This window comes from Gordonia prachuapensis (assembly GCF_036350515.1).
GTDB classification, from domain to species: Bacteria; Actinomycetota; Actinomycetes; order Mycobacteriales; family Mycobacteriaceae; genus Gordonia; species Gordonia prachuapensis.
In genome coordinates this window covers 482798-502373 of sequence record NZ_JAZDUE010000001.1, presented here as the reverse complement: position 1 = coordinate 502373, position 19576 = coordinate 482798, and the positions used below count along the sequence as shown (strand labels likewise).

Annotated in this window: 19 protein-coding genes; 10 read left to right on the top strand and 9 right to left on the bottom strand. The window is 68.1% G+C overall.

Annotation, left to right across the window (positions count from 1 at the left end; all coding sequences use genetic code 11):
• Nucleotide 1 precedes the first annotated feature (1 nt).
• The gene (locus V1Y59_RS02295) at nucleotides 2–613 is read right to left on the bottom strand and encodes a TetR/AcrR family transcriptional regulator (RefSeq protein WP_330503192.1); all 612 of its coding nucleotides are present in this window, start codon (nucleotides 611–613) and stop codon (nucleotides 2–4) included.
• 99 nt (nucleotides 614–712) lie between these two features.
• Between V1Y59_RS02295 and V1Y59_RS02290 the strand changes: the two genes are divergently transcribed.
• Nucleotides 713–2047, top strand: a complete 1335-nt coding sequence (locus V1Y59_RS02290; protein ID WP_330503191.1) for a cytochrome P450 — start codon at nucleotides 713–715, stop codon at nucleotides 2045–2047.
• Nucleotides 2048–2128: 81 nt separating this feature from the next.
• Here the strand turns inward: V1Y59_RS02290 and V1Y59_RS02285 are convergent, their stop codons facing one another.
• Nucleotides 2129–4390 (bottom strand): glycoside hydrolase family 3 C-terminal domain-containing protein, encoded by a 2262-nt coding sequence (locus tag V1Y59_RS02285; protein WP_330503190.1) that lies wholly within the window; start codon nucleotides 4388–4390, stop codon nucleotides 2129–2131.
• A 111-nt stretch (nucleotides 4391–4501) separates the two neighbouring features.
• On the opposite strand from V1Y59_RS02285, the gene V1Y59_RS02280 reads away from it, so the two are divergent.
• The 4 genes from V1Y59_RS02280 to V1Y59_RS02265 all read left to right on the top strand — a co-directional run bounded on the left by V1Y59_RS02280 (nucleotide 4502) and on the right by V1Y59_RS02265 (nucleotide 8324).
• Nucleotides 4502–6802: a carbon starvation CstA family protein gene (locus V1Y59_RS02280; RefSeq protein WP_330503189.1), complete on the top strand. Its 2301-nt coding sequence runs from the start codon at nucleotides 4502–4504 to the stop codon at nucleotides 6800–6802.
• Complete coding sequence (locus V1Y59_RS02275; RefSeq protein WP_330503188.1) at nucleotides 6802–6993, top strand: YbdD/YjiX family protein; 192 nt, start codon at nucleotides 6802–6804, stop codon at nucleotides 6991–6993. Before V1Y59_RS02280 ends, V1Y59_RS02275 begins: the two co-directional genes overlap by 1 nt.
• Before the next feature lie 82 nt (nucleotides 6994–7075).
• Entirely contained in the window at nucleotides 7076–7711 is a 636-nt protein-coding gene (locus V1Y59_RS02270; protein ID WP_330503187.1) for an HhH-GDP family DNA glycosylase, read from the top strand.
• 289 nt (nucleotides 7712–8000) lie between these two features.
• Complete coding sequence (locus tag V1Y59_RS02265; protein WP_330503186.1) at nucleotides 8001–8324, top strand: transglycosylase family protein; 324 nt, start codon at nucleotides 8001–8003, stop codon at nucleotides 8322–8324.
• Nucleotides 8325–8396: 72 nt separating this feature from the next.
• Here the strand turns inward: V1Y59_RS02265 and V1Y59_RS02260 are convergent, their stop codons facing one another.
• The 4 genes from V1Y59_RS02260 to V1Y59_RS02245 all read right to left on the bottom strand — a co-directional run bounded on the left by V1Y59_RS02260 (nucleotide 8397) and on the right by V1Y59_RS02245 (nucleotide 12025).
• A complete protein-coding gene (locus tag V1Y59_RS02260) occupies nucleotides 8397–9599 on the bottom strand; it encodes a cation:proton antiporter (protein WP_330503241.1) in 1203 nt (400 codons plus the stop codon).
• Nucleotides 9600–9728: 129 nt separating this feature from the next.
• The gene (locus V1Y59_RS02255; protein ID WP_330503185.1) at nucleotides 9729–10112 is read right to left on the bottom strand and encodes a hypothetical protein; all 384 of its coding nucleotides are present in this window, start codon (nucleotides 10110–10112) and stop codon (nucleotides 9729–9731) included.
• A 99-nt stretch (nucleotides 10113–10211) separates the two neighbouring features.
• Nucleotides 10212–10865: a response regulator transcription factor gene (locus V1Y59_RS02250; protein WP_330503184.1), complete on the bottom strand. Its 654-nt coding sequence runs from the start codon at nucleotides 10863–10865 to the stop codon at nucleotides 10212–10214.
• Entirely contained in the window at nucleotides 10862–12025 is a 1164-nt protein-coding gene (locus V1Y59_RS02245; protein ID WP_330503183.1) for a sensor histidine kinase, read from the bottom strand. The genes V1Y59_RS02250 and V1Y59_RS02245 overlap by 4 nt, the downstream gene beginning before the upstream one ends.
• Nucleotides 12026–12158: 133 nt before the next feature.
• Between V1Y59_RS02245 and V1Y59_RS02240 the strand changes: the two genes are divergently transcribed.
• Both V1Y59_RS02240 and V1Y59_RS02235 read left to right on the top strand, forming a co-directional pair.
• Nucleotides 12159–13073 (top strand): ABC transporter ATP-binding protein, encoded by a 915-nt coding sequence (locus V1Y59_RS02240; protein ID WP_330503182.1) that lies wholly within the window; start codon nucleotides 12159–12161, stop codon nucleotides 13071–13073.
• On the top strand, nucleotides 13070–13888 hold the full coding sequence (locus V1Y59_RS02235) for an ABC transporter permease (RefSeq protein ID WP_330503181.1): 819 nt from the start codon (nucleotides 13070–13072) through the stop codon (nucleotides 13886–13888). Before V1Y59_RS02240 ends, V1Y59_RS02235 begins: the two co-directional genes overlap by 4 nt.
• Before the next feature lie 90 nt (nucleotides 13889–13978).
• Here the strand turns inward: V1Y59_RS02235 and V1Y59_RS02230 are convergent, their stop codons facing one another.
• Together V1Y59_RS02230 and V1Y59_RS02225 are read right to left on the bottom strand one after the other, a co-directional pair.
• Nucleotides 13979–15028: a PHP domain-containing protein gene (locus V1Y59_RS02230; protein WP_330503180.1), complete on the bottom strand. Its 1050-nt coding sequence runs from the start codon at nucleotides 15026–15028 to the stop codon at nucleotides 13979–13981.
• Nucleotides 15025–15204, bottom strand: coding sequence for a hypothetical protein (locus tag V1Y59_RS02225; protein WP_330503179.1), 180 nt, complete (start codon nucleotides 15202–15204; stop codon nucleotides 15025–15027). The genes V1Y59_RS02230 and V1Y59_RS02225 overlap by 4 nt, the downstream gene beginning before the upstream one ends.
• Before the next feature lie 34 nt (nucleotides 15205–15238).
• Between V1Y59_RS02225 and V1Y59_RS02220 the strand changes: the two genes are divergently transcribed.
• Entirely contained in the window at nucleotides 15239–15943 is a 705-nt protein-coding gene (locus tag V1Y59_RS02220; protein ID WP_330503178.1) for a guanylate cyclase, read from the top strand.
• 260 nt (nucleotides 15944–16203) lie between these two features.
• Here the strand turns inward: V1Y59_RS02220 and V1Y59_RS02215 are convergent, their stop codons facing one another.
• On the bottom strand, nucleotides 16204–17238 hold the full coding sequence (locus V1Y59_RS02215; RefSeq protein ID WP_330503177.1) for an oxygenase MpaB family protein: 1035 nt from the start codon (nucleotides 17236–17238) through the stop codon (nucleotides 16204–16206).
• A 116-nt stretch (nucleotides 17239–17354) separates the two neighbouring features.
• On the opposite strand from V1Y59_RS02215, the gene V1Y59_RS02210 reads away from it, so the two are divergent.
• Both V1Y59_RS02210 and V1Y59_RS02205 read left to right on the top strand, forming a co-directional pair.
• The gene (locus V1Y59_RS02210; protein WP_330503176.1) at nucleotides 17355–17951 is read left to right on the top strand and encodes a TetR/AcrR family transcriptional regulator; all 597 of its coding nucleotides are present in this window, start codon (nucleotides 17355–17357) and stop codon (nucleotides 17949–17951) included.
• Nucleotides 17952–18047: 96 nt separating this feature from the next.
• The gene (locus V1Y59_RS02205; protein ID WP_330503175.1) at nucleotides 18048–19451 is read left to right on the top strand and encodes a S1C family serine protease; all 1404 of its coding nucleotides are present in this window, start codon (nucleotides 18048–18050) and stop codon (nucleotides 19449–19451) included.
• Nucleotides 19452–19576: the final 125 nt, after the last annotated feature.

Genomic DNA, 19576 nt, shown 5'->3' with positions numbered 1-19576 from the left:
GTCAACGACCGATGTTGGCGCCCACCAAGGCGATGCACGCGCCCACCACCGGTTCCACGATGGTGTACAGCGACCGCTTCTGCTCCACCGCGGACGCCGCCAGTTCGCGTATGCCGCCCCAGATCATCACCGCGGTCTCGTGTGTCATCGGCGATATGCCCGACTCCCGCATGCGCGGCGTGTCGGTGAGTGGCACCAGCACGGCGATCAACGACTCCATCGCGTCCACCTGGATGCGTCGAGCCGACTCACCCAGCGCCGGTAGTTCGCGAATCCAGCTCCACGCGATCTCCGGGTTCTGCTCGGTGACCTCCACATAGGCCTCGACAGCCTGACGGATCTGCGCGGTCCATTCCGCATCAGGATCGACGTTCTCCGAGATCGCCGCGATCATCGCGTCGTTGGTGGTGCGAAGCAACTCGACGAAGCACGCCTGCTTGTCGTCGAACTCTTGATAGAACGACCGCCGCGAGGTCCGGGCGACCCGCACCACGTCGGCGACCGTGGTGTCCCGATATCCCCGCTCCATCACGCACGTGGCCATCGCCTCGAGCAGCCGCCCCCGCACCGGGGATCCGACGTCCGGGGAGACCGTGACGGTGTCGGGAACCATTCCCCTACGATACGACCCCCTTGCCACCAGCTGGAACGTTCGCGTACCGTTCGGTGGTACGCCGATGTACCAGCTCACCCGTGGAAGGGGGTGCGGGCGATGAGCACCGCACACACCACCGCACACGCCACTGAGGTCATGCCGATGCTGCCGCCGGGGCCACGGCTGCCGGCCGCCGTGCAAGGCCTGGGGTTCGCGCTCCGCCGGCGGCAGACCATTGCCACCCTCGCGCGCCGGCACGGACCGGTCTTCACGATCGCGATTCCACTGTTCGGCGATGTCGTGGTGATCGCCGATCCGACCTTGGCCCGGCAACTGTTCACCACGTCGACCGACCGGGTCGTCAACATCCGGCCCAATCTGGGCCGCGTCCTCGGATCGGGGTCCATCTTCTCGCTCGACGGTGGCGACCACCGCCGGCGACGTCGCCTGCTCACTCCCCCGTTGCACGGCAAGCGTATTCGACTCTATGAGGCTGTCGTGGCCGAGGAATTGGAGGCCGAGTCGCGAAGCTGGCCGATCGGCACTCCGTTCCCGACGCTCGAGCCGATGATGCGGGTGACGCTCAACGTCATCCTGCGCACCGTGTTCGGCGCGCAGGGCACCGAGCTGCGCACTCTCCGCGAGATCATCCCGCCGATGGTGGAGGTCGGCTCGCGGATGGCGACCATACCCGACATCCCGATCGCGTTGGGCCGCATCGACCCACGACGTCGGTTCGCGGCGCGGCGCGCGACCTATGACCGTCTCGTCCGATCACTGATCACCCAGGCCCGCAACGACTCCCGGCTCGACGAGCGCGACGACATCCTCGCGTTGATGGTGCAGAGCCGCTACGACGACGGTTCGGCGATGACCGATGCGGAGATCGCCGACGAACTGCTCACCCTCCTCGTCGCCGGTCACGAGACCACGGCCACCACCCTGGCCTGGGCGATCGAACGGCTGCAACGCCATCCGGCGATACTCGACGCTCTGGTCACCGAGGTCGATGCGGGCGGTGACGAATTGATGGCCGCCACGATCACCGAGATCCAACGCAGCCGCCCGGTGATCGACTTCGCCGGTCGACACGTCATCGACGACATGCTCGAGCTCGGGCCCTACCGGATTCCCAAGGGCTACAACATCATGGTCGCCATCTCGCTGCTCCATGACGACAGCCGCCACTTCCGCGATCCGGAGCGCTTCGACCCGAAGCGTTTCCTCGGGAGCACTCCCGGCCCGGCCTGGCTGCCGTTCGGCGGTGGTACCCGTCGGTGCATCGGGGCGGCTTTCGCGCAGATGGAGATGGACGTCGTGCTGCGAACTCTCTTGCGCGACTTCACCGTCGAGTCGACGACGAGACCCGGCGAGCGTTGGCATTCACGCGGCGTCGCCTACGCGCCGGGCGACGGCGGGCGGGTGACTCTCCACCGACGACACGACCACTGACCTGCGGGGTCGGTCGGCAGCAGGGTCGACAGGCAGCAAGGGTCGACAAGCAGGAAGGGTCGGTCAGGCAGCAAGGGCCGGTTAGTCCAGCAGATCTCGCAGCCGCTCGCCGTCGAGTCCCAGCATCGGCGCGACCCGTCGGATCGGGAACGACGAGACGAGCATCAGCATCGTGGGGTCGAGGTCCTCGACACCCATCGTCGTGGCCACCGCGGACCGCACCACGGGTCCGGCGGTGGGGTGCTCGAGCACCTCTCCCACGGTCGCCGACCGGCCCAGCCGCATCGCACGCCCATCACCCTCGACGTCGACGGCCGTACGCGCGCGGATGTCGCGGCTCGAAGCACCCACCTCGATCCGGTACCGTCCGGACTCGACCACCCAATCGTCGAGGTCCCGATCCCAGTAGGCGAGTTCGGACCTGGGAATCTCGAGGTCGAGCACAGTCGTACCGCCCGGTTCGAGGTCGGCCACGCCGATCGCCTTGAGTTCCCGAGGCGGGCGGGAGACTCTCGAGGAGTCGAGGCCCACATACACCTGGCCGACCGCGCGGCCGCCACGCCGACCCGTGTTGGTCACCCTCACAGCCACCCGCACTCCGTCGCGCGTCGCCGACACCTCCAGGTCGCCGAAATCGAAGGTGGTGTAGGACAGTCCGTGCCCGAACGGGTATCGCACGGGGATACGGCGGGCGTCGTACCAGCGGTATCCGACGAACACGCCTTCGCCGTAGCGGACGTGGAGCTGCTCTCCCGGGAAATCGAGGAAGGCCGGGCTGTCCTCGATGCGGTGCGGGATCGTCTCCGCCAGTCGACCGGACGGATCGACCAGCCCGTACAGGACGTCGGCGACCGCGCCGCCGCCGGCCTGGCCGAGCAGCCACGACTCCAACACCGCGGGCGCCTCGTCGATCTCGGTCAGATCTACCACTCCCCCGTTCGACACGACGGCCACGGTGCGTGGGTTGACGTCCAGGACCGCTCGCAGGAGCGCCAACTGGGGTTCCGGCAAGGCCCAGCCCGAACGGTCGAATCCCTCCGATTCGTCGTCGTCACCGAGGCCGAGGAAGACGACTGCGATCTCGGCGGCCGCGGCCGCGGCCACCGCAGTGTCGTGCAGGTCCGGGTCGGATTCGGTTGCGCCGACGGCGAATCCGGGAGCGAAGGAGATCGCGCCGTGGTCCGCGATGGCCTGCATCTCGTCGAGTGCGGCGTCGAGGCGAAATGGATTGATCCTGGAACTGCCGCCGCCCTGGAATCGCGGGGTACGCGCGAACTCGCCGATGACGGCCACCCGCGACCCCGGCCGCAGGGGCAGCAGCGATTCGCCGCCGACCGGATCGTTCTTCAGCAGGACCGCACACCGGCCGGCCACCTCGCGGGCCAGACGGTGATGCGCCTCCCGGTCGTAGGTCGCACCCGACACCCGGTTCGCGTCCGCGGCCAGGGCGAGGGCGACGACGCGCCGCGCCGCGGTGTCGAGCGCCTCGGATGAGAGGTCGCCGTCGGCGATCGCCTGACGCACCGCGGCCGGACCAACGTCGCCGCTCGACGGCATCTCCAGGTCGACGCCCGCCGACAACGCTGCCACCCGGTCGTCCACGGCCATCCAGTCGGACACGACGAGTCCGTCGAAACCCCACCGTCGGCGAAGGGTGTCGGTGAGCAGCCACGAGCTCTCGGTCGCATAGACGCCGTTGATCTTGTTGTAGGAGGCCATCACCGTCCAGGGGCGCGCGGTGCCGACGATGTGTTCGAACGCCCGTAGGTAGATCTCGTGCAACGGCCGCGGGTCGACATCGGCGCTCACCCGAAGTCGTTCGTGCTCTTGATTGTTCACGGCGAAGTGTTTGACCGAGGTGCCGACACCGTGCCGCTGGATACCGCGGATCAGGGCGGCACCGATGCGCCCGGTGAGATAGGGATCCTCGGACAGGTACTCGAAGTTGCGGCCGCCGAGCAGCGAGCGCTTGATGTTGACTCCGGGCCCCAGGATCACCGACACATCCTCGGCGAGACATTCTCGCCCCAACGCATCCCCGACCCGTTCGATCAGTTCCGGATCGAACGACGATGCCATCGCGACGGCCGGCGGAAAGCACACCGCCGGAACGGAATCGTTGATCCCGAGCGCATCGGCATCCCCGCGCTGCTTGCGGATTCCGTGTGGGCCGTCGGTGAGCATCACCGATGCGACACCGGCGTCGGTGATCGCGGCTGTGTGCCAGAAGTCCGCCCCGGTGGTGAGCGACGCCTTGTCCGCGGTCGACAGCCGGGCGACGATCTGCGCCGCCTGCCGTTCGTGGTCGCCGGGGCGTGCGGTCTGGGCGGTCGGACGAGACATGGCGCCCAGATTGCCCGACTTGGCATCTCGTTTCAACGGTGCGGGCAGCAGAGGCAGCGGCTGCGCGTATAGTGACGCGGGCCACACTCGCTACTCGAGGAAGGTGCCACCATGGCGGTGACCGACGAGCGCGCAGATGATCCGAACATCACCTACCTCCGGACCGACCCGGACCTGCCTCCGGTGGCCATCGTGGATCGCTCGCCCATGACCGTCGGCAAGCGCATCCTGTTCGCGGTCATCGGGCTGATCGGCGCCGTGGCCTGGGCCATCATCGCCCTGGTCCGCGGCGAATCGGTCAATGCGGTCTGGTTCGTGCTGGCCGCGGTGTGCACCTACATCGTCGCCTACCGCTTCTACGCCCGACTGATCGAGATGAAGGTCGTCAAACCCCGCGACGACCACGCGACGCCGGCCGAGATCCTCGACAACTCGCGCGATTACATGCCCACCGACCGCCGGGTCCTGTTCGGTCACCACTTCGCCGCGATCGCCGGCGCGGGACCGCTCGTCGGCCCGGTCCTCGCCGCGCAGATGGGCTACCTGCCCGGCACCATCTGGATCATCATCGGCGCGGTCCTGGCCGGCTGTGTTCAGGACTACCTCGTCCTCTCGATCTCCACCCGCCGTCGCGGGCGCAGCCTCGGCCAGATGGCTCGGGACGAACTGGGGGCGGTCGGCGGCACGGCGGCGATCGTCGCGGTCTTCGTCATCATGATCATCCTGATCGCGGTCCTCGCGCTCGTCGTGGTCAACGCCCTGGCCGAAAGTCCGTGGGGCGTCTTCTCGATCGCCATGACGATTCCCATCGCCCTGTTCATGGGGGTGTATCTGCGCTTCTTCCGGCCCGGCCGGGTCAGCGAGGTGTCCGCCATCGGGGTGGTGCTCCTGTTGGCAGCAATCGTGGCCGGCCGATACGTCGGCGAATCCTCCTGGGGCAACGACTGGTTCAGTCTGTCACCGGTGGCGCTGAGCTGGGCGATCATCATCTACGGTGTCGCCGCCGCCATCCTGCCCGTGTGGCTGCTGTTGGCACCGCGCGACTACCTGTCGACGTTCATGAAGGTCGGCACGATCGCACTGCTCGCCGTGGGCATCCTGCTCGTCCAGCCGGTGATGCAGGCGCCGGCGGTCAGCGAATTCGCCTGGAACGGACAGGGCCCCGCGTTCGCCGGTGCGCTGTTCCCGTTCCTGTTCATCACGATCGCGTGCGGCGCGCTGTCCGGTTTCCACTCGCTGATCGCCTCGGGCACCACACCGAAGCTGCTCGCCAAGGAGGGTCAGGCCCGGATCATCGGGTACGGCGGCATGCTCACCGAATCGTTCGTCGCGATCATGGCGCTGATCACCGCGTGCATCCTCGATCAGCATCTCTACTTCGCGATGAACGCCCCCGCCTCGGTCACCGGTGGCGATGCCGCGGGCGCCGCGGAGTACGTCAACGGCCTGGGGCTCGACGGAGCACCTGTCACGCCGGAGTACTTCGAGCAGGCCGCCGAGGGCGTCGAGGAGGCGTCGATCGTCTCCAAGACGGGCGGCGCACCGACGCTGGCGATGGGCATGGCCGAAACGCTGCAGCAGGCGATCGGCGGAGAGTCGTTGCGCTCGTTCTGGTATCACTTCGCGATCATGTTCGAGGCGCTGTTCATCCTCACCACGGTCGACGCCGGGACGCGCGTGGCACGCTTCATGCTCTCCGACGGCCTCGGCAATCTACCCGGCGCCCGCCGGTTCAAGGATCCGTCCTGGCGACCCGGAGCCTGGCTGTGCACCGTGATCGTCTGCGCCGCCTGGGGTTCGATCCTGCTGATGGGCGTCACCGATCCGCTCGGCGGCATCAACACGCTGTTCCCGCTGTTCGGTATCGCCAACCAGCTGTTGGCCGCGGTCGCCCTCACGGTGGTGACCGTCGTGTTGTTCAAACGCGGCCAGTTCAGGTGGGCGTGGATTCCCGGTGTGCCGTTGGTGTGGGATCTGATCGTCACGATGTCGGCGTCGTGGCAGAAGATCTTCTCCGACAACCCGTCCATCGGCTACTGGGCACAGCACCGCGACTTCGTGAACGCCCGCGATCAGGGGTTGACCACCTTCAAGACGGCCACGAGCAGTGACGAGATCGACGCCGTCGTGCGCAACACGTTCATCCAGGGGACGCTCTCGATCATCTTCGCGTCGCTGGTCCTGATCGTCGCCGTGGTCGGCGCGTACCTCTGCGTGAAGGCAGTCCGAAGCGGCGGGCTGCCGACCACGGAGGACGAACCCGTGCCGTCCCGGATCTTCGGACCGCGAGGACTGCTCACGACGCCCACCGAGCGTCGCGTCCAGAAGGAATGGGACGAGTTCCTGCACGACCATCCGCCGGGCTCCCCTCCTGAGCCGGCGACCACCGGCGGCGAGAAGGGTGCACCGTGATGGGTCGTCTGCGGCGCGTGGTCGACGCGGTCCGGTGGTACGTCGGGAGCCTGATGGGTGACCACGACTACCGGCGTTACGTCGAGCACATGGCGCGCACCCACCCGCGTGAACCGGTGCTGTCCGAATCCGACTACTGGCGAGGCCGATACGCCGACCAGGACCGCCGACCCGGCGCGCGGTGCTGCTGATCGCACGGTTGATCGGTGCCCGGACCGGGTAGCACTGCCGGACGAGACCACACGACGTCCATCTCGCCCGGGAGGAGCAACCGTGTCGAAGAAGCAGCAGGACACCGCGACGGCGCTGATCCACCGCGCCGGCCGCACCTACGCCGACGAGGCAGGGATCACCCTCAAGGACACACCCGCGCCACTCTTCCAACTGCTGGTCCTGTCGCTACTGCTGAGTGCGCGCATCTCGGCGGATATCGCGGTCGCCGCCGCGCGCGAACTGAACTCCGCGGGATACCGGACACCGCAGAAGATGGCCGACGCGCCATGGCAGAGCCTCGTCGACGCGCTGGGCCGTGGCCACTACGTGCGCTATGACGAGAGCACCGCAACTCGCCTCGGTGAGGCCGGCCGCAAGGTCGTCGACGACTACGCGGGCGACCTCCGCCGCCTCGCGACGAACGCCGACGGCGACACCGAGCGCGCCGCAGACCTCCTCCAGGAGTTCACCGGCATCGGCCCGACCGGTGCATCGGTGTTCCTGCGGGAGGTCCAGGACATCTGGGGATGGGTGGCGCCCTATTTCGACAAGCGCGCCCTGTCCGCTGCTGCCGACCTCGGTCTGCCCGACGATGCGGCGGCCCTCGGACGCCTCGCCGACGGTAGCCCGGCAACCCTCGCCGCGGCCCTCGTCCGCGCGTCGCTCGACGACTCACTGCGTGCTGACCTGACCTGACGTCCGGGCCCCCGAGAACCCGACCCGGACGCGCCGCAGATGCAGTGACCGATACCACATTTCGGTTGTGCAGTTTCTCACACTGAATCGGATGTCGAATCGTGATCCCGAAGCCGCGACACGCCGCGGTGCGCTGGTACTTCGCGGAATCTCACCCCTGTTACCAACGCGTGATCCAGATGCCGCAGGTAGCTGCGTTGATGTGACCTGTTCGTTACCAGCTTGTACGGTCGCCACCGGTCCGAAGATCAGCCGCCCAGCCCGCTATGGGGTGGCGATAGGAGGAACGATGACCATGAGTTTCAAGAAGCTTGCTGTGCGCGCCGGAGTCGTCGGTGCGCTGTCCCTGGCCCCGTTCGCCGCCGTCGCCGGCACCGCCTCGGCCGCCAACAACTGGGACGCCGTCGCCCAGTGCGAGAGCGGCGGCAACTGGTCGATCAACACCGGCAACGGCTACTACGGCGGCCTGCAGTTCTCGCAGAGCACCTGGGAGGCCAACGGTGGCACCGGCAACCCGGCGAACGCCTCGAAGGCCGAGCAGATCCGGGTCGCGGAGAACACTCTGGCCAGCCAGGGTCCCGGCGCGTGGCCGACCTGCGGCGCCTACCTCTGACCGCGGAGTCCGACCGCTGACATCTCAGCGCGATCGTGATGTGGCCGTTGTCCCGACTGTTCGGGGCGGCGGCTACACGCGTTCGGTGGGCTTGACGAGGCGAGCGATGAGCGGGAACACCAGCACCGTGGTCGCTCCCGCGGCCACCAGACTCGACGCGAGTTGCAGTGACATCAGCTCGGATTCCGTCGCCACCTCGGTGACCGCGACGATGATCGGAAGGCCGGTCGCGGCGTACAGGGCCAGCTGAGTTCGCTCGCGCTTCTCCGTCAGATTCGATCCGTGCGGGATGTAGCGCTCACTCAGCCACACCGGCAGACCTCGGGCGAGGCCGATCGCCACGACGAGGACGACCCACAGGACCGGTTCGCCGAGGACCGCGGTGATGTCGATACCCATTCCCGAGGTCACGAAGAAGATCGGGATCAGCACACCGAACCCGATGACCTCCAACGACTTCCCGACGTCGTGGTTCGCCGGCCCGATCAGCCGCTGCAGGATCAGCCCTGCTGCGAATGCGCCCAACACGACGTCGAGCTCGAACACCGCGGCGACCGTCATCAGCGACACCAGCAGCAGGAACACCACCCGGATCGGCAACTGGAAAGTGCCACCGCTCATCTCGGACAGGGCGTAACGCAACCCGGGGATACGTTCGAGGAGTCGCTGCGGCACCGCACCGATCAGCAACGCGGCCACCCCGAACAGGATCAGCACCACGATGGCGCCGCCGACACTGCGACTGGTGAGCAACAACGACATCGCGAGAATCGGACCGAGCTCACCGACGGCGCCATGGGCCATCACCGAACGGCCGAGCGGCGTATCGAGCAGACCGTCCTGTTTGATGATGGGCAGCAGCGTGCCCAGCGCGGTGGAGGTGAGCGCGATGGCGACCGCGATGTGCGCGGCGAAATCCTCGTCGGGGACTGCCAGGGTGACCGCCACGAGCGCGATCAACAGACCCGCCAGCCAGGTGAACCGGGCGACCCGACCTGATTTGCCGCCCAACAACTTCGGCTCGAGTTCGTAGCCGGCGAGCAGGAACAGCATGCCGAGTCCGAGTTCGCTGAGGATCTCGACACTGTCCCGGTCGGCCCAACCGAGCACATGCGGTCCGATCGCCATGCCGAAGACGAGCAGGACCACGGCGTCGGGAACGTAGCCGCGGAAGATGCGCGAGACGATCGGTGCGACGGCCGCTGCAGCAGCGATCCAGAAAAGTGATTCGATCGCCACGGTATCGGCTGCCGACGACGCCTCGGCGATCACCATCATCCGGTCATCGTGGCACAGTCACCGACCGGATGATCACCGGGACAGCCCGTCACGTCGCCGCACCGCCACCGATGCGAATGAGGCCGGCGGGCACCGCAACGCGCTGCGTCGGCCCGGTACAGCCGTTCACGCCTCGGGCGAATCGTCCTCGTCGAGCGCGCTGACCGTGATCCCGTACGGCAGGAACCGCACCTTGCGTCGGGGGTCGGTGTTGTGCTTGTTGGCGCGCAGCGCGTCGAGCTCGGAGGCATAGACCTGTTCGACCCGCGCACCGCCGTCGTCGCTGACGACGAAGACGGCCCACACGCCGGTTCCGGTCTCGCCGGTGGTCTCCGGTTCGCGGCGCCGCGTCCGACCGGCGTCCTCGAACAGGGTCGACCACGCGCCGGCCGCCGAACCGGGCCCCGTCAGGAACTTGCCGACCATGTCGCGGACACCCTCCGATGCCTCGCGCGCGAAGCGATCGAAATCCTCCGGGTTCATCCCGAACGGGTTGTTGTTGTCCGCCATTGCGACCTCCTGACACCGCGGGTCGGCGTGATAGCCGTGTGCCATCCAGTGTCCACACGATCCGACCGGTGCGCCACCACCGCAGCATCTGCGCGCAGGTCAGGCCAGCCCCGCGTCGTGCAGGATGATCGCCACCTGGACCCGATTGGTGGTGCCGAGCTTGGCGAAGATGTGCGAGATGTGGGCCTTCACCGTCGCCACACTCATGAACAACTCGGCGGCGATCTCCGCGTTCGACGCTCCTTTCGCCACGCCGATCGCGACGTCCCGCTCCCGGTCGGTGAGGGTGACCACCGCGTCGCGTGCCTCCGGCGACCGCGGATGCGCGCCGCCGTCGACGACCTGCTTGATCAGCGTCGCGGTCACCGAGGGGCTGAGTGCCGGCTCGCCGCGCAGCACGTTCTTGATCGCCGCGACGATGTCGTGTGGTGGCGTGTCCTTCAGGAGGAATCCGTCGGCCCCCACGGCGAGTGCACGCACCACGTACTCGTCGGCGTCGAAGGTGGTCAGCACGATCACGGCCGGCGGGTCGTCGGCAGCCTTGAGCTCGCCCGTGGCCGCGATGCCGTCCATGACCGGCATCCGCAGATCCATGAGCAGCATGTCGACGGGCTCGGCGGCGTGCCGGTCGATCGCCTCACGCCCGTTGCCGGCCTCCGCCGTGACCTCGAACTCCGGGTCCCCACCGAGCAGCAGGCGCAGCCCGGATCGGACCAGCGGGTCGTCGTCGACGACCATGATGCGCGCTGTCATGGATGCCACGGTAGCCACACGTGCAAGACGAAGTGGCGGTCGTCGGTGTGCACCGCGGAATGTCGGCCGCCACTGAGCGCAACGCGCTCGGCCACACCCACCAGTCCGAGTCCGGAGGGCGGCGGCGTGACCGTCTCTGCCCGGAGCGGGAGCGGGTTGTCCACCAGCAGGTCGACTCCCGTCGACTCGTCACCCTTGATGCGGACGGTGACCGTGGCGGCCGGCGCGTGTTTGCGGGCGTTGGTGAGTGCCTCCTGCAAGCACCGGTAGAGGGTACGGAAGACCGTCGGCGAGAGTGCCGACAGATCGGCGGTGCAGAGGTATTCGACGCGCATCCCGTTGCGGCGGTTGTCCTCGACCAGAGCGTCGAGATCGGCGGGAACCGCTTGCGGGGACTCCGGATCGGCGTCGCCCGGACCCTCACGCAGGACACCGAGCACTTCGCGCAGTTCGGTGAGGGCCAGACGCGAGGTCTCGTGGATGGTCTGGGCGGTGGCACGGATCTCGTCCCGCCCGAGGTCCTCCCGGAACGCCAACGCACCGGCATGCATGCTCACCGTCGAGATCCGGTGTGCCAGAACGTCGTGCATCTCACGCGCGATCTGAGCGCGCTCCACTGAACGGGCCCGACGCATCTCCGCATCCCGTTCGGACTCCGCGAGCATGGCACGCGCCCGCCAACTGGCCAGGAGCTCACGCCTGGATCCGATGTACATGCCCCACGCAACCATCGTCGCGATGACCGCGACCATGATGCCGTAGCGGAGAATCCAGGGCTCGGCGACATCCGGCACGTTGAAGAACTCCTCGGCGACCACGCCACACACGAGGGCGAGGGCCACCTGGGGGATGATCTCGGGCCACCGGCGACGAGTCGAGAGCGACACCATCGCCAGCGTGGCCGGGCCTGCCGCGCTCGCCGAGATCGCGGTTGCGATGTTGCCGAAGGCGGTCACGGCCACCGGATGCGAGCGCCGGAACCACACGGCGACGTAGGTCAGGAGCCCGATGGTGAGGTCGGCGACGAACCACCAGCGCGCCTGCTCCCATTGGTAGCCGACGCGCGAGCCCCACGCGACCGCGGAGATGAGCAGCATCAGCGCGAGACGCCAGACGTGACTGGCCGCCGACAGACGCGGCTGATAGTCCTCGGGGCGCACCCCTACACCGTAATCGGGGTCGAGTCGGGGTCACCTCAACCATGCGGCCAGACTCGTCTCCGACTTTCGGCTATCCGCATTCTGTCCGCACGGCCGATGCGGGCCGGGGTGCCGGCGAACGACGATGGACGTCATGATCACTGTCGAAAACCTCACGAAGAGATATGGCGACCACACGGCCGTCGACGACGTCTCGTTCAGCTGCACGCCCGGCCAGGTCACCGGATTCCTCGGTCCGAATGGTGCGGGGAAATCCACCACGATGCGAATCATCGCCGGGCTCACCCCGGCGACCTCGGGATCGGCGACCGTCGGTGGGCGCGCCTACCGCGAGATCCCCAACCCGGCGACGCAAGTCGGTGTCCTGCTCGACGCGTCGGCCCAGCACGCCGGGCGCACCGGCGCCGAGATCCTCCGGCTGACGGCGATGACGCTGGGCGTCAACCGGTCTCGGGTCGATGACATGCTCGAGATGGTGAGCCTGACCCCGAAGGAGGCGAACCGACGCGTCCGCAACTACTCGCTCGGCATGCGCCAGCGGCTCGGGATCGCCAACGCGCTCCTCGGTGACCCGCACATCCTGATCCTCGACGAACCGGCGAACGGCCTCGACCCGGCGGGCATCCACTGGATGCGGACGCTGTTGCGCGACTATGCGAATCGGGGTGGAACCGTCCTGCTGTCGTCGCATCTGCTGCACGAGATCGAGATCATCGCCGACGACATCCTGGTCATCGGCCACGGGCGAATCGTCGCCCAGGGCACCAAGTCCGATCTGCTCGCCGCCCAGGGCACCCGGGTCCGCTCTCTGGACGACGCCGCGCTCACCGCCGCCTTGGCGGGCGCCGGAATCCGGACACAGCCGGCCACCGATGGGGGATTCACCACCGACGCCGCACCCGAGGAGGTCGGGCGGGTCGCGGCCACCGCCGGGATAGCCCTGATGGAGTTGCGACCCGGCGACGGCGCGCAACTCGAGGAGATGTTCCTCGAACTGACCCAACAGACCCAACGTGAACAACCCGTCCTACAGGGAGTCCCGTCATGACCGTCCAGAACCCCGTCCGCACCGAGATACCCGAGCCGAGCGTCGATCTCGACGTGCGCAGCACGCCGATCCCGCTGAGTCGACTCACCCTCGTCGAACTCCGCAAACTCGTCGACACGCGGGCCGGTTTCTGGCTGACCGCGTCGATCGGTGTGTTGTCGGTCGTCGTCGCGGTGGCGATGCTGATCACGGAGCGCAACAGTCCGGAGAACCTCAACTTCGGCGAACTGTTCGGTGTCATGAACATCCCGACCGGGATCATCCTGCCGGTCTTGGCGATCCTGCTGGTGACCGGCGAGTGGAGTCAGCGCGCCGCGCTGACCACATTCACGATGGAGCCGCGACGGGAACGCGTGGTGACGGCCAAGCTGCTCGCAGCGCTGATCACCGGCGTCGCCGCGGTGATCATCGCGCTGACGATGGGCGCGGTCGCCACGGTGATCGCCGACATCGTCTACACCGATCCGGCGGGTGCCTGGTCGTTCACCGCGGCCGGTCTGTTCAACTCGTTCCTCTTGCAGATTTTCGGGCTCCTGCTCGGATTCGGTTTCGCCGCGCTCATCCTGAACACCCCGGGCGCGATCGTCGCCTACTTCGCCCTACCGACCGCCCTGATGCTGATGACCGAACTCGTGCCGTGGTTTGCCGACAACCTCGGACAATGGGTCGACACCGGGCTGACGTTGCTGCCATTCCAGTCCGGCGAGTGGGCCACCGGCGGTGAGTGGGCGCGGCTGGCAGTCTCCGCGATCGTGTGGATCGCCATCCCATTGACGCTGGGGGTGATCCGCGTACTGCGCTCGGAGGTCAAGTGAACCGAGAACTCGGGTCGGTCACCGACCGACCTCTGTAGAGCGCACACGCCGACCGGCGGGCCCATTCTCCCAGGACCCGCCGGTCGGCTGTCATGTACCTGCGGCCCAGTCGATCACGCGGTCGACGGTCCAGGTGGTGACGATGCGCTCAGGCTCGATCCCGAACTCTTCGGCGCGGTGCGCGCCGAGCGCCTTGAAGTCCAGTTGACCGGGTGCATGGGCGTCGGAGTCGATCGCGAAGAGGCACCCGAGGTCGCGGGCCAGTTCGATCAGCTCGTCGGGCGGATCCACCCGTTCCGGCCTGGAATTGATCTCCACCGCGGTGCCGTGCTCGGCACAGGCGCTGAATACCTCGCGGGCGTCGAACTGCGACGGCGGCCGAGCGCCCCGGCCCCGCACCACGCGCCTGCCGGTGCAGTGGCCGAGCACGTTGACCCGCGGGTCGCACACGGCGGCGACCATCCGACGCGTCATCGGGGCCGAGTCCATCCGGAGCTTCGAGTGCACCGAGGCGGTGACGACGTCGAGGCGGTCGAGCATGACGTCGGTCTGGTCCAGGGTCCCGTCGTCGAGGATGTCCACCTCGATCCCGGTGAGCACCCGGAGTTCGTCGCCGAGCAGATCATTCAGGGTCGCGATCTCGTCGAGCTGGCGGGTCAGGCGTTCCTCGCTGAGTCCGTTGGCCACGGTCAACCGCGGCGAGTGGTCGGTGATCGCGAGCCACTCCTGGCCGAGCACTGCTGCCGCGGAGGCCATCTCGTCCAAGGACGCGCCACCGTCGCTCCAGTCGGTGTGCGCATGCAGGTCACCACGCAGCGCCGCATACAGGTCGTCACCGCCCTCGGCGAGCGATGCCGGCGCGGTGTCCTGGAGTTGCTGCAGATATCCCGGTACCTCACCGGCCACCGCCTCGGCGATCACCGCTGCGGTGCTCTTGCCGACACCTCGGATGTCGGTGAGCGTGCGCGCCGACGCGCGACGCCGCAGCTCGTCGTCGCCGACCTCGCCTGCGGCGCGGGCCGCCTTCCGGAACGCCTCGACCCGATAGGTGCTCTGCCGGTCACGCTCGAGCAGCCACGCGATGCGGGTCAGCGCGGCCACCGGGTCGACCGGTGCGGTGAGCTCGGGCAGGCTCCTCACGACGGTGGGTCCGCGGCGTCTGCGGCCTGCGCCTGTTCGTGGCGTCGGTGCAGTCGTTCACGGACGTCGTCGGCGCTGTAGGCGTTGCGCTGACGCTGATCACGGGCCACCAGCACACCACCCGCCGCGACGCCGACCGCACCGGCGAGTCCCAACCACTTCCACGCGTTGCGCATGGCTCGAGGATAGTGGCTCGTCTAGTCTGCTCTGGTGCGCACAGACGACGAGTTGGGCGACCGCGGGATCGATCTCGACGAGGCCCTGGACGTGACGCGCACCGGCGACGTGTGGCTGTTCCGCGGGCGCTCCGGACCGGACCGGGCCATCCGCACCCTCACCAACGCGCCCGTCAACCACGTGGCGATGACCGTCGCCATCGATGACCTGCCGCCCCTGCTGTGGCACGCCGAGCTCGGTGACAAGCTCACCGACGTCTGGACCGGCAGCAACCACCGCGGCGTTCAGTTACACGATGCGCGCGAAGCGGTCCGGCAGTGGATGGACCGCTACGACCAGGACTGCTGGCTGCGCCAGCTCACCCCCGAGGTGTCCGTCGCGCAGGAGGACAGCCTGTTGAAGGTGATCGCCCGCCTGGACGGGACGCCGTTCCCGGCGACCGCACGCTTGGCGGGGCGGTGGTTTCGGGGTCGGCTGCCCAACAGTGTCGACGTGGTCCGCGGCGTCCCGTATCTCGACCGGCTCGCCCGCGACCGGCGCGCGCGCCGACACGCCCACGACGCCGGTCTCGAATCGGCGTACTGCGCCGAGGTCGTGGCGATCACCTACACGGACATGGGTCTGCTCGACGCGTCCAAGGACTCCAGCTGGTTCGATCCGGGACGTTTCTGGAGCGGCGACGACCTACCGTTGGCGTCCGGTTTCCGACTCGGCGAGGAGATCGCCGTGCGGCGCTGACACCGTCCCGTTGATCGGCAGCGCACCGTACCTCCCGCTGATCGAGTAGCGACGAGCCGCTACGCGAGTCGCGTATCGAGATCCCGTGTCCCTCCGCTGATCGAGATCCCGTGTCCCTCCGTTGATCGAGTAGCGGCGAGCCGCTAGGCGAGTCGCGTATCGAGATCCCGTGCAGCCGAGAAGGTCTCGATACGCCGCTCGCCTAGCGGCTCGCGGCTACTCGACCAGCGGTGGTGGGGGCGGCCGGCGGTTGAGGGCGATCAGAGGGCGGCCTCGACCTCCGCTCGGTCCAGGGCGGGATCGGTGCCGACGACGTACTGCGGCTCGGTGTGCGCGACGGCGACACCGCCGGCGACGCGGGCGCGGGCCGCGGCGAACTCGGGCAGCTCCCCCATACTCGTCTGAAGACCGTTCAACGCACTCCACACCACACTGCGCCGCGCCCGACGTTCGATCGGGTTCGGCGGGCGATGCATCACGAGCTGGGCCGCCCACTCCGGCATCGTGTCGCGGATCGCCCAATCCACCGCCCCCTGCGCCGGGTTGGTCAGGTTGATGCCCGTGGCAATCGCATTGCCATGTGTCAGAGCAAGTCTGGGCAGGTACTCCTCCAGGCATGCCAGGGTCTCCGCCTTGGTGGCCGGCAGGTCGGTGCCGCCGAGTGCGTGGCCCACCCGGACGAACTCGGCGTAGTAGCGGTCGAGTGCATCGCCACGCAGCGGTCGCGGGTGGTAGATCTCGTGCGCGGTGGCGATCCCCCACACGACCGTCGCATAGTTCCATCGCAGCCAGTCAGGATCATCGGCGTCATAGGCGAGTCCGTCGGGGCGAGTGCCCTTGATGGTGTGGTGCATCGCCCGCACCGTCCGCGCCAACTTCTCGGCCGTGTCGGTCGAGCCGTACGCGGTACCGATGAAGAACGCCAACGAGTGTCCCAGGCGGACCGCCGCACCGGCAGGGTCGATGCGGCCGGTCGGCTCGCCGTCGTCCGACTTCTCCACCAGACGCGAATGATGGACACCCATCCAGAAGATGCTCGGGTCGAGGCGCTCCAGGTACGAGGCGCACTGCAACCCGAAGATCAGCGTCGGCGTGTGCGCGTGGACGTACCACGTGGCACTGTCCGGGCCGAACCATCCGGGGTCACCTTCGGGCTCACCGAACTCCATGCCGCGAAAGAACTTCGCACGCACCGCATCGTCGAAGCGGCCGTTGAGCCACATCCCCATCAACTGGTGTGGCAGCGGAAACGGCAGCACGTTCGGGATCGATGGTGCGCCCAATGTCAATGGCATGTCCCGGTCCTTTCGTGTGTCGATGGCGTGAACTCGATGACTCCAGCATAGATTCTGGTGACGGCCGTGACCAGACTTTGGTTTCCATCTTGCTGACCTCGTCGTACGCTGGGTCGATGTCGAGTCCGACCCGCTGGGCAGGTGTGCCACTCACCGATCGCCGCACCGAGCGGAGGGGGCTGTTGATCGACGCCGCGTTCGAGGTGTTCGGCGCCGCGGGCGCCGCCGGGATATCGGTACGGTCGGTCTGTCGTGAATCAGGGTTGAACACCCGGTACTTCTACGAGAGTTTCACCGACACCGACGAACTACTCGGTGCCGTGTACGACATGGTCGCCGAACGGCTCGCCGTCCGTGTCAGCGAGGCGATGTCGTCGGCCGGTTCGTCTGTTCGCACACGAACGTCGGAAGGCGTCCGGGCGGTCCTCGGTTTCGCCTCCGACGATCCCCGATGCGGACGAATCCTGTTCACCGAAGGCCGTGCACACCCCGTGTTGGCCGCCCGGCGTGCGGCTACGCAGGACCTGCTGATGGATCTCGTGCTCGCCGAGACCGCGTCCGCCCGGCCGGCCCCGGATCCACTGACGTTGCGCACCGGTGCCGCGATGTTCACCGGGGCGATGGCCGAGCTCGCACAGCAGTGGCTGACGGGCACACTCGGCGACGACCTGGACGCGGTGGTCTACCGCACCGTCGCACTCGTGCTGCGCTGAACTTCGGATTTCGCTGAGATCCGACGCAGGAAACTGTCAGCGAATCCGGAGCCCGCCTCTTGAGTTCTTCTCAACCTTCATCGGCATCGTGGTGTCGTGAACCAATCCGATCCCTCCGGCCGCGACGACCGCGGACCCTCGAACAGCCCCGCCGAGCCCGACCCGGCCACCGAACCCATCGCGGCCCAGTCTGCGTATCCGACCGCGCCCCAGCAGCCGTGGTCGGCCGGTCATCCGCTGTACGGCCCCGCACCCCACCAGGGTCCCGCAGCCCACCAGGGTCCGGCACCGCATCAGGGTCCGGCACCGCAGCCTGGTAGGGAGTCACGGTCCCGGACGGTCACGCGGCCCCTCGTCGTGACGGCACTGATCGCCGGCCTGCTCGGCGGTGCTGTCGGCGTCGGCGGCAGCGCCCTGCTCGACAGCGCCGCACCCGCAGGCGTTCCCGTCCTCAGTTCACAGCAGGGGAACGCCCAGCAGGCGGCCGACGTGAAACCGGGATCGGTCACCTACGCCGCCCAGGTCGCCTCCAAGTCGACCGCCGACATCCAGGTGGCGACCGCCCAGGGCACCGCCGTCGGGAGCGGCATCGTGCTCTCCCCGGACGGTTACGTCCTGACCAACAATCACGTGGTCGCCGCGGCGGGCAGCGGCAGCACCATCCAGGTCACCACCGGGGATGGAAAGTCCTACACCGCGAACATCACCGGCACGTCGCCGTCCTACGACCTCGCGGTGATCAAGCTCGACGGCGCCTCCGGCCTGACCCCCGCGACGCTCGGCGACTCCGACACTCTGCAGGTCGGTCAGCAGGTGGTGGCCGTCGGCAGCCCGGAGAACCTGTCCAACACGGTGACGTCGGGCATCGTCAGCGCCCTGTCGCGCACCGTCACCGCCGCGGACGAGAGCGGTTCGGCCGTCACGGTTTACAACGGACTGCAGACCGACACCCCGATCAATCCAGGCAACTCCGGCGGGCCGCTGGTGAACCTGCAGGGCGAGGTCGTCGGCGTGAACTCCGCGGTCAACACCGGGCAGGCCGCCGCCGGCGGTGTGCAGGCCTACGGTCTCGGTTTCGCCATCCCCGTCAACGAGGCCAAGCGGATCGGCGACGAGCTGCTGCAGAACGGGAAGGCCACCAAACCTGTTCTCGGCGTGACGGGTTCACTTGCGTCCACGTCCGGCTCGGAATCCGGCGCGCAGATCTCGGGCGTGGAGCCCGGCGGCGCGGCGGCCGACGCCGGGATCGCCGAAGGCGATGTCATCACCAAGATCGGCGACACCAAGATCAGCAGCTACGCCGACCTCATGGCGCAGGTCCTCACCTATTCACCCGGCGACACGATCACCGTCACCGTGGGTTCGGGTGACGACGCCCGAACCGAGCAGGTCACGCTGGGCAGTGCCGTCGACGAGGCGCAGACCACGATTCCCGAATCCGGCGGCCAATCCGGTCAGCCCCGGTCGCCGTTCGGTGGCGGCTTCGGACTCGTGCCCTGACACCCCGGGGAACGGGGCGGCTCCGTCGATCATCTGATCGACGGAGCCGTTTTGCGTTGCGGAGACACATCCCGCGCCCAAGCTGACCCCAAGTGCGAGCCAAGCGGCCGACGCGATGCTTCTTC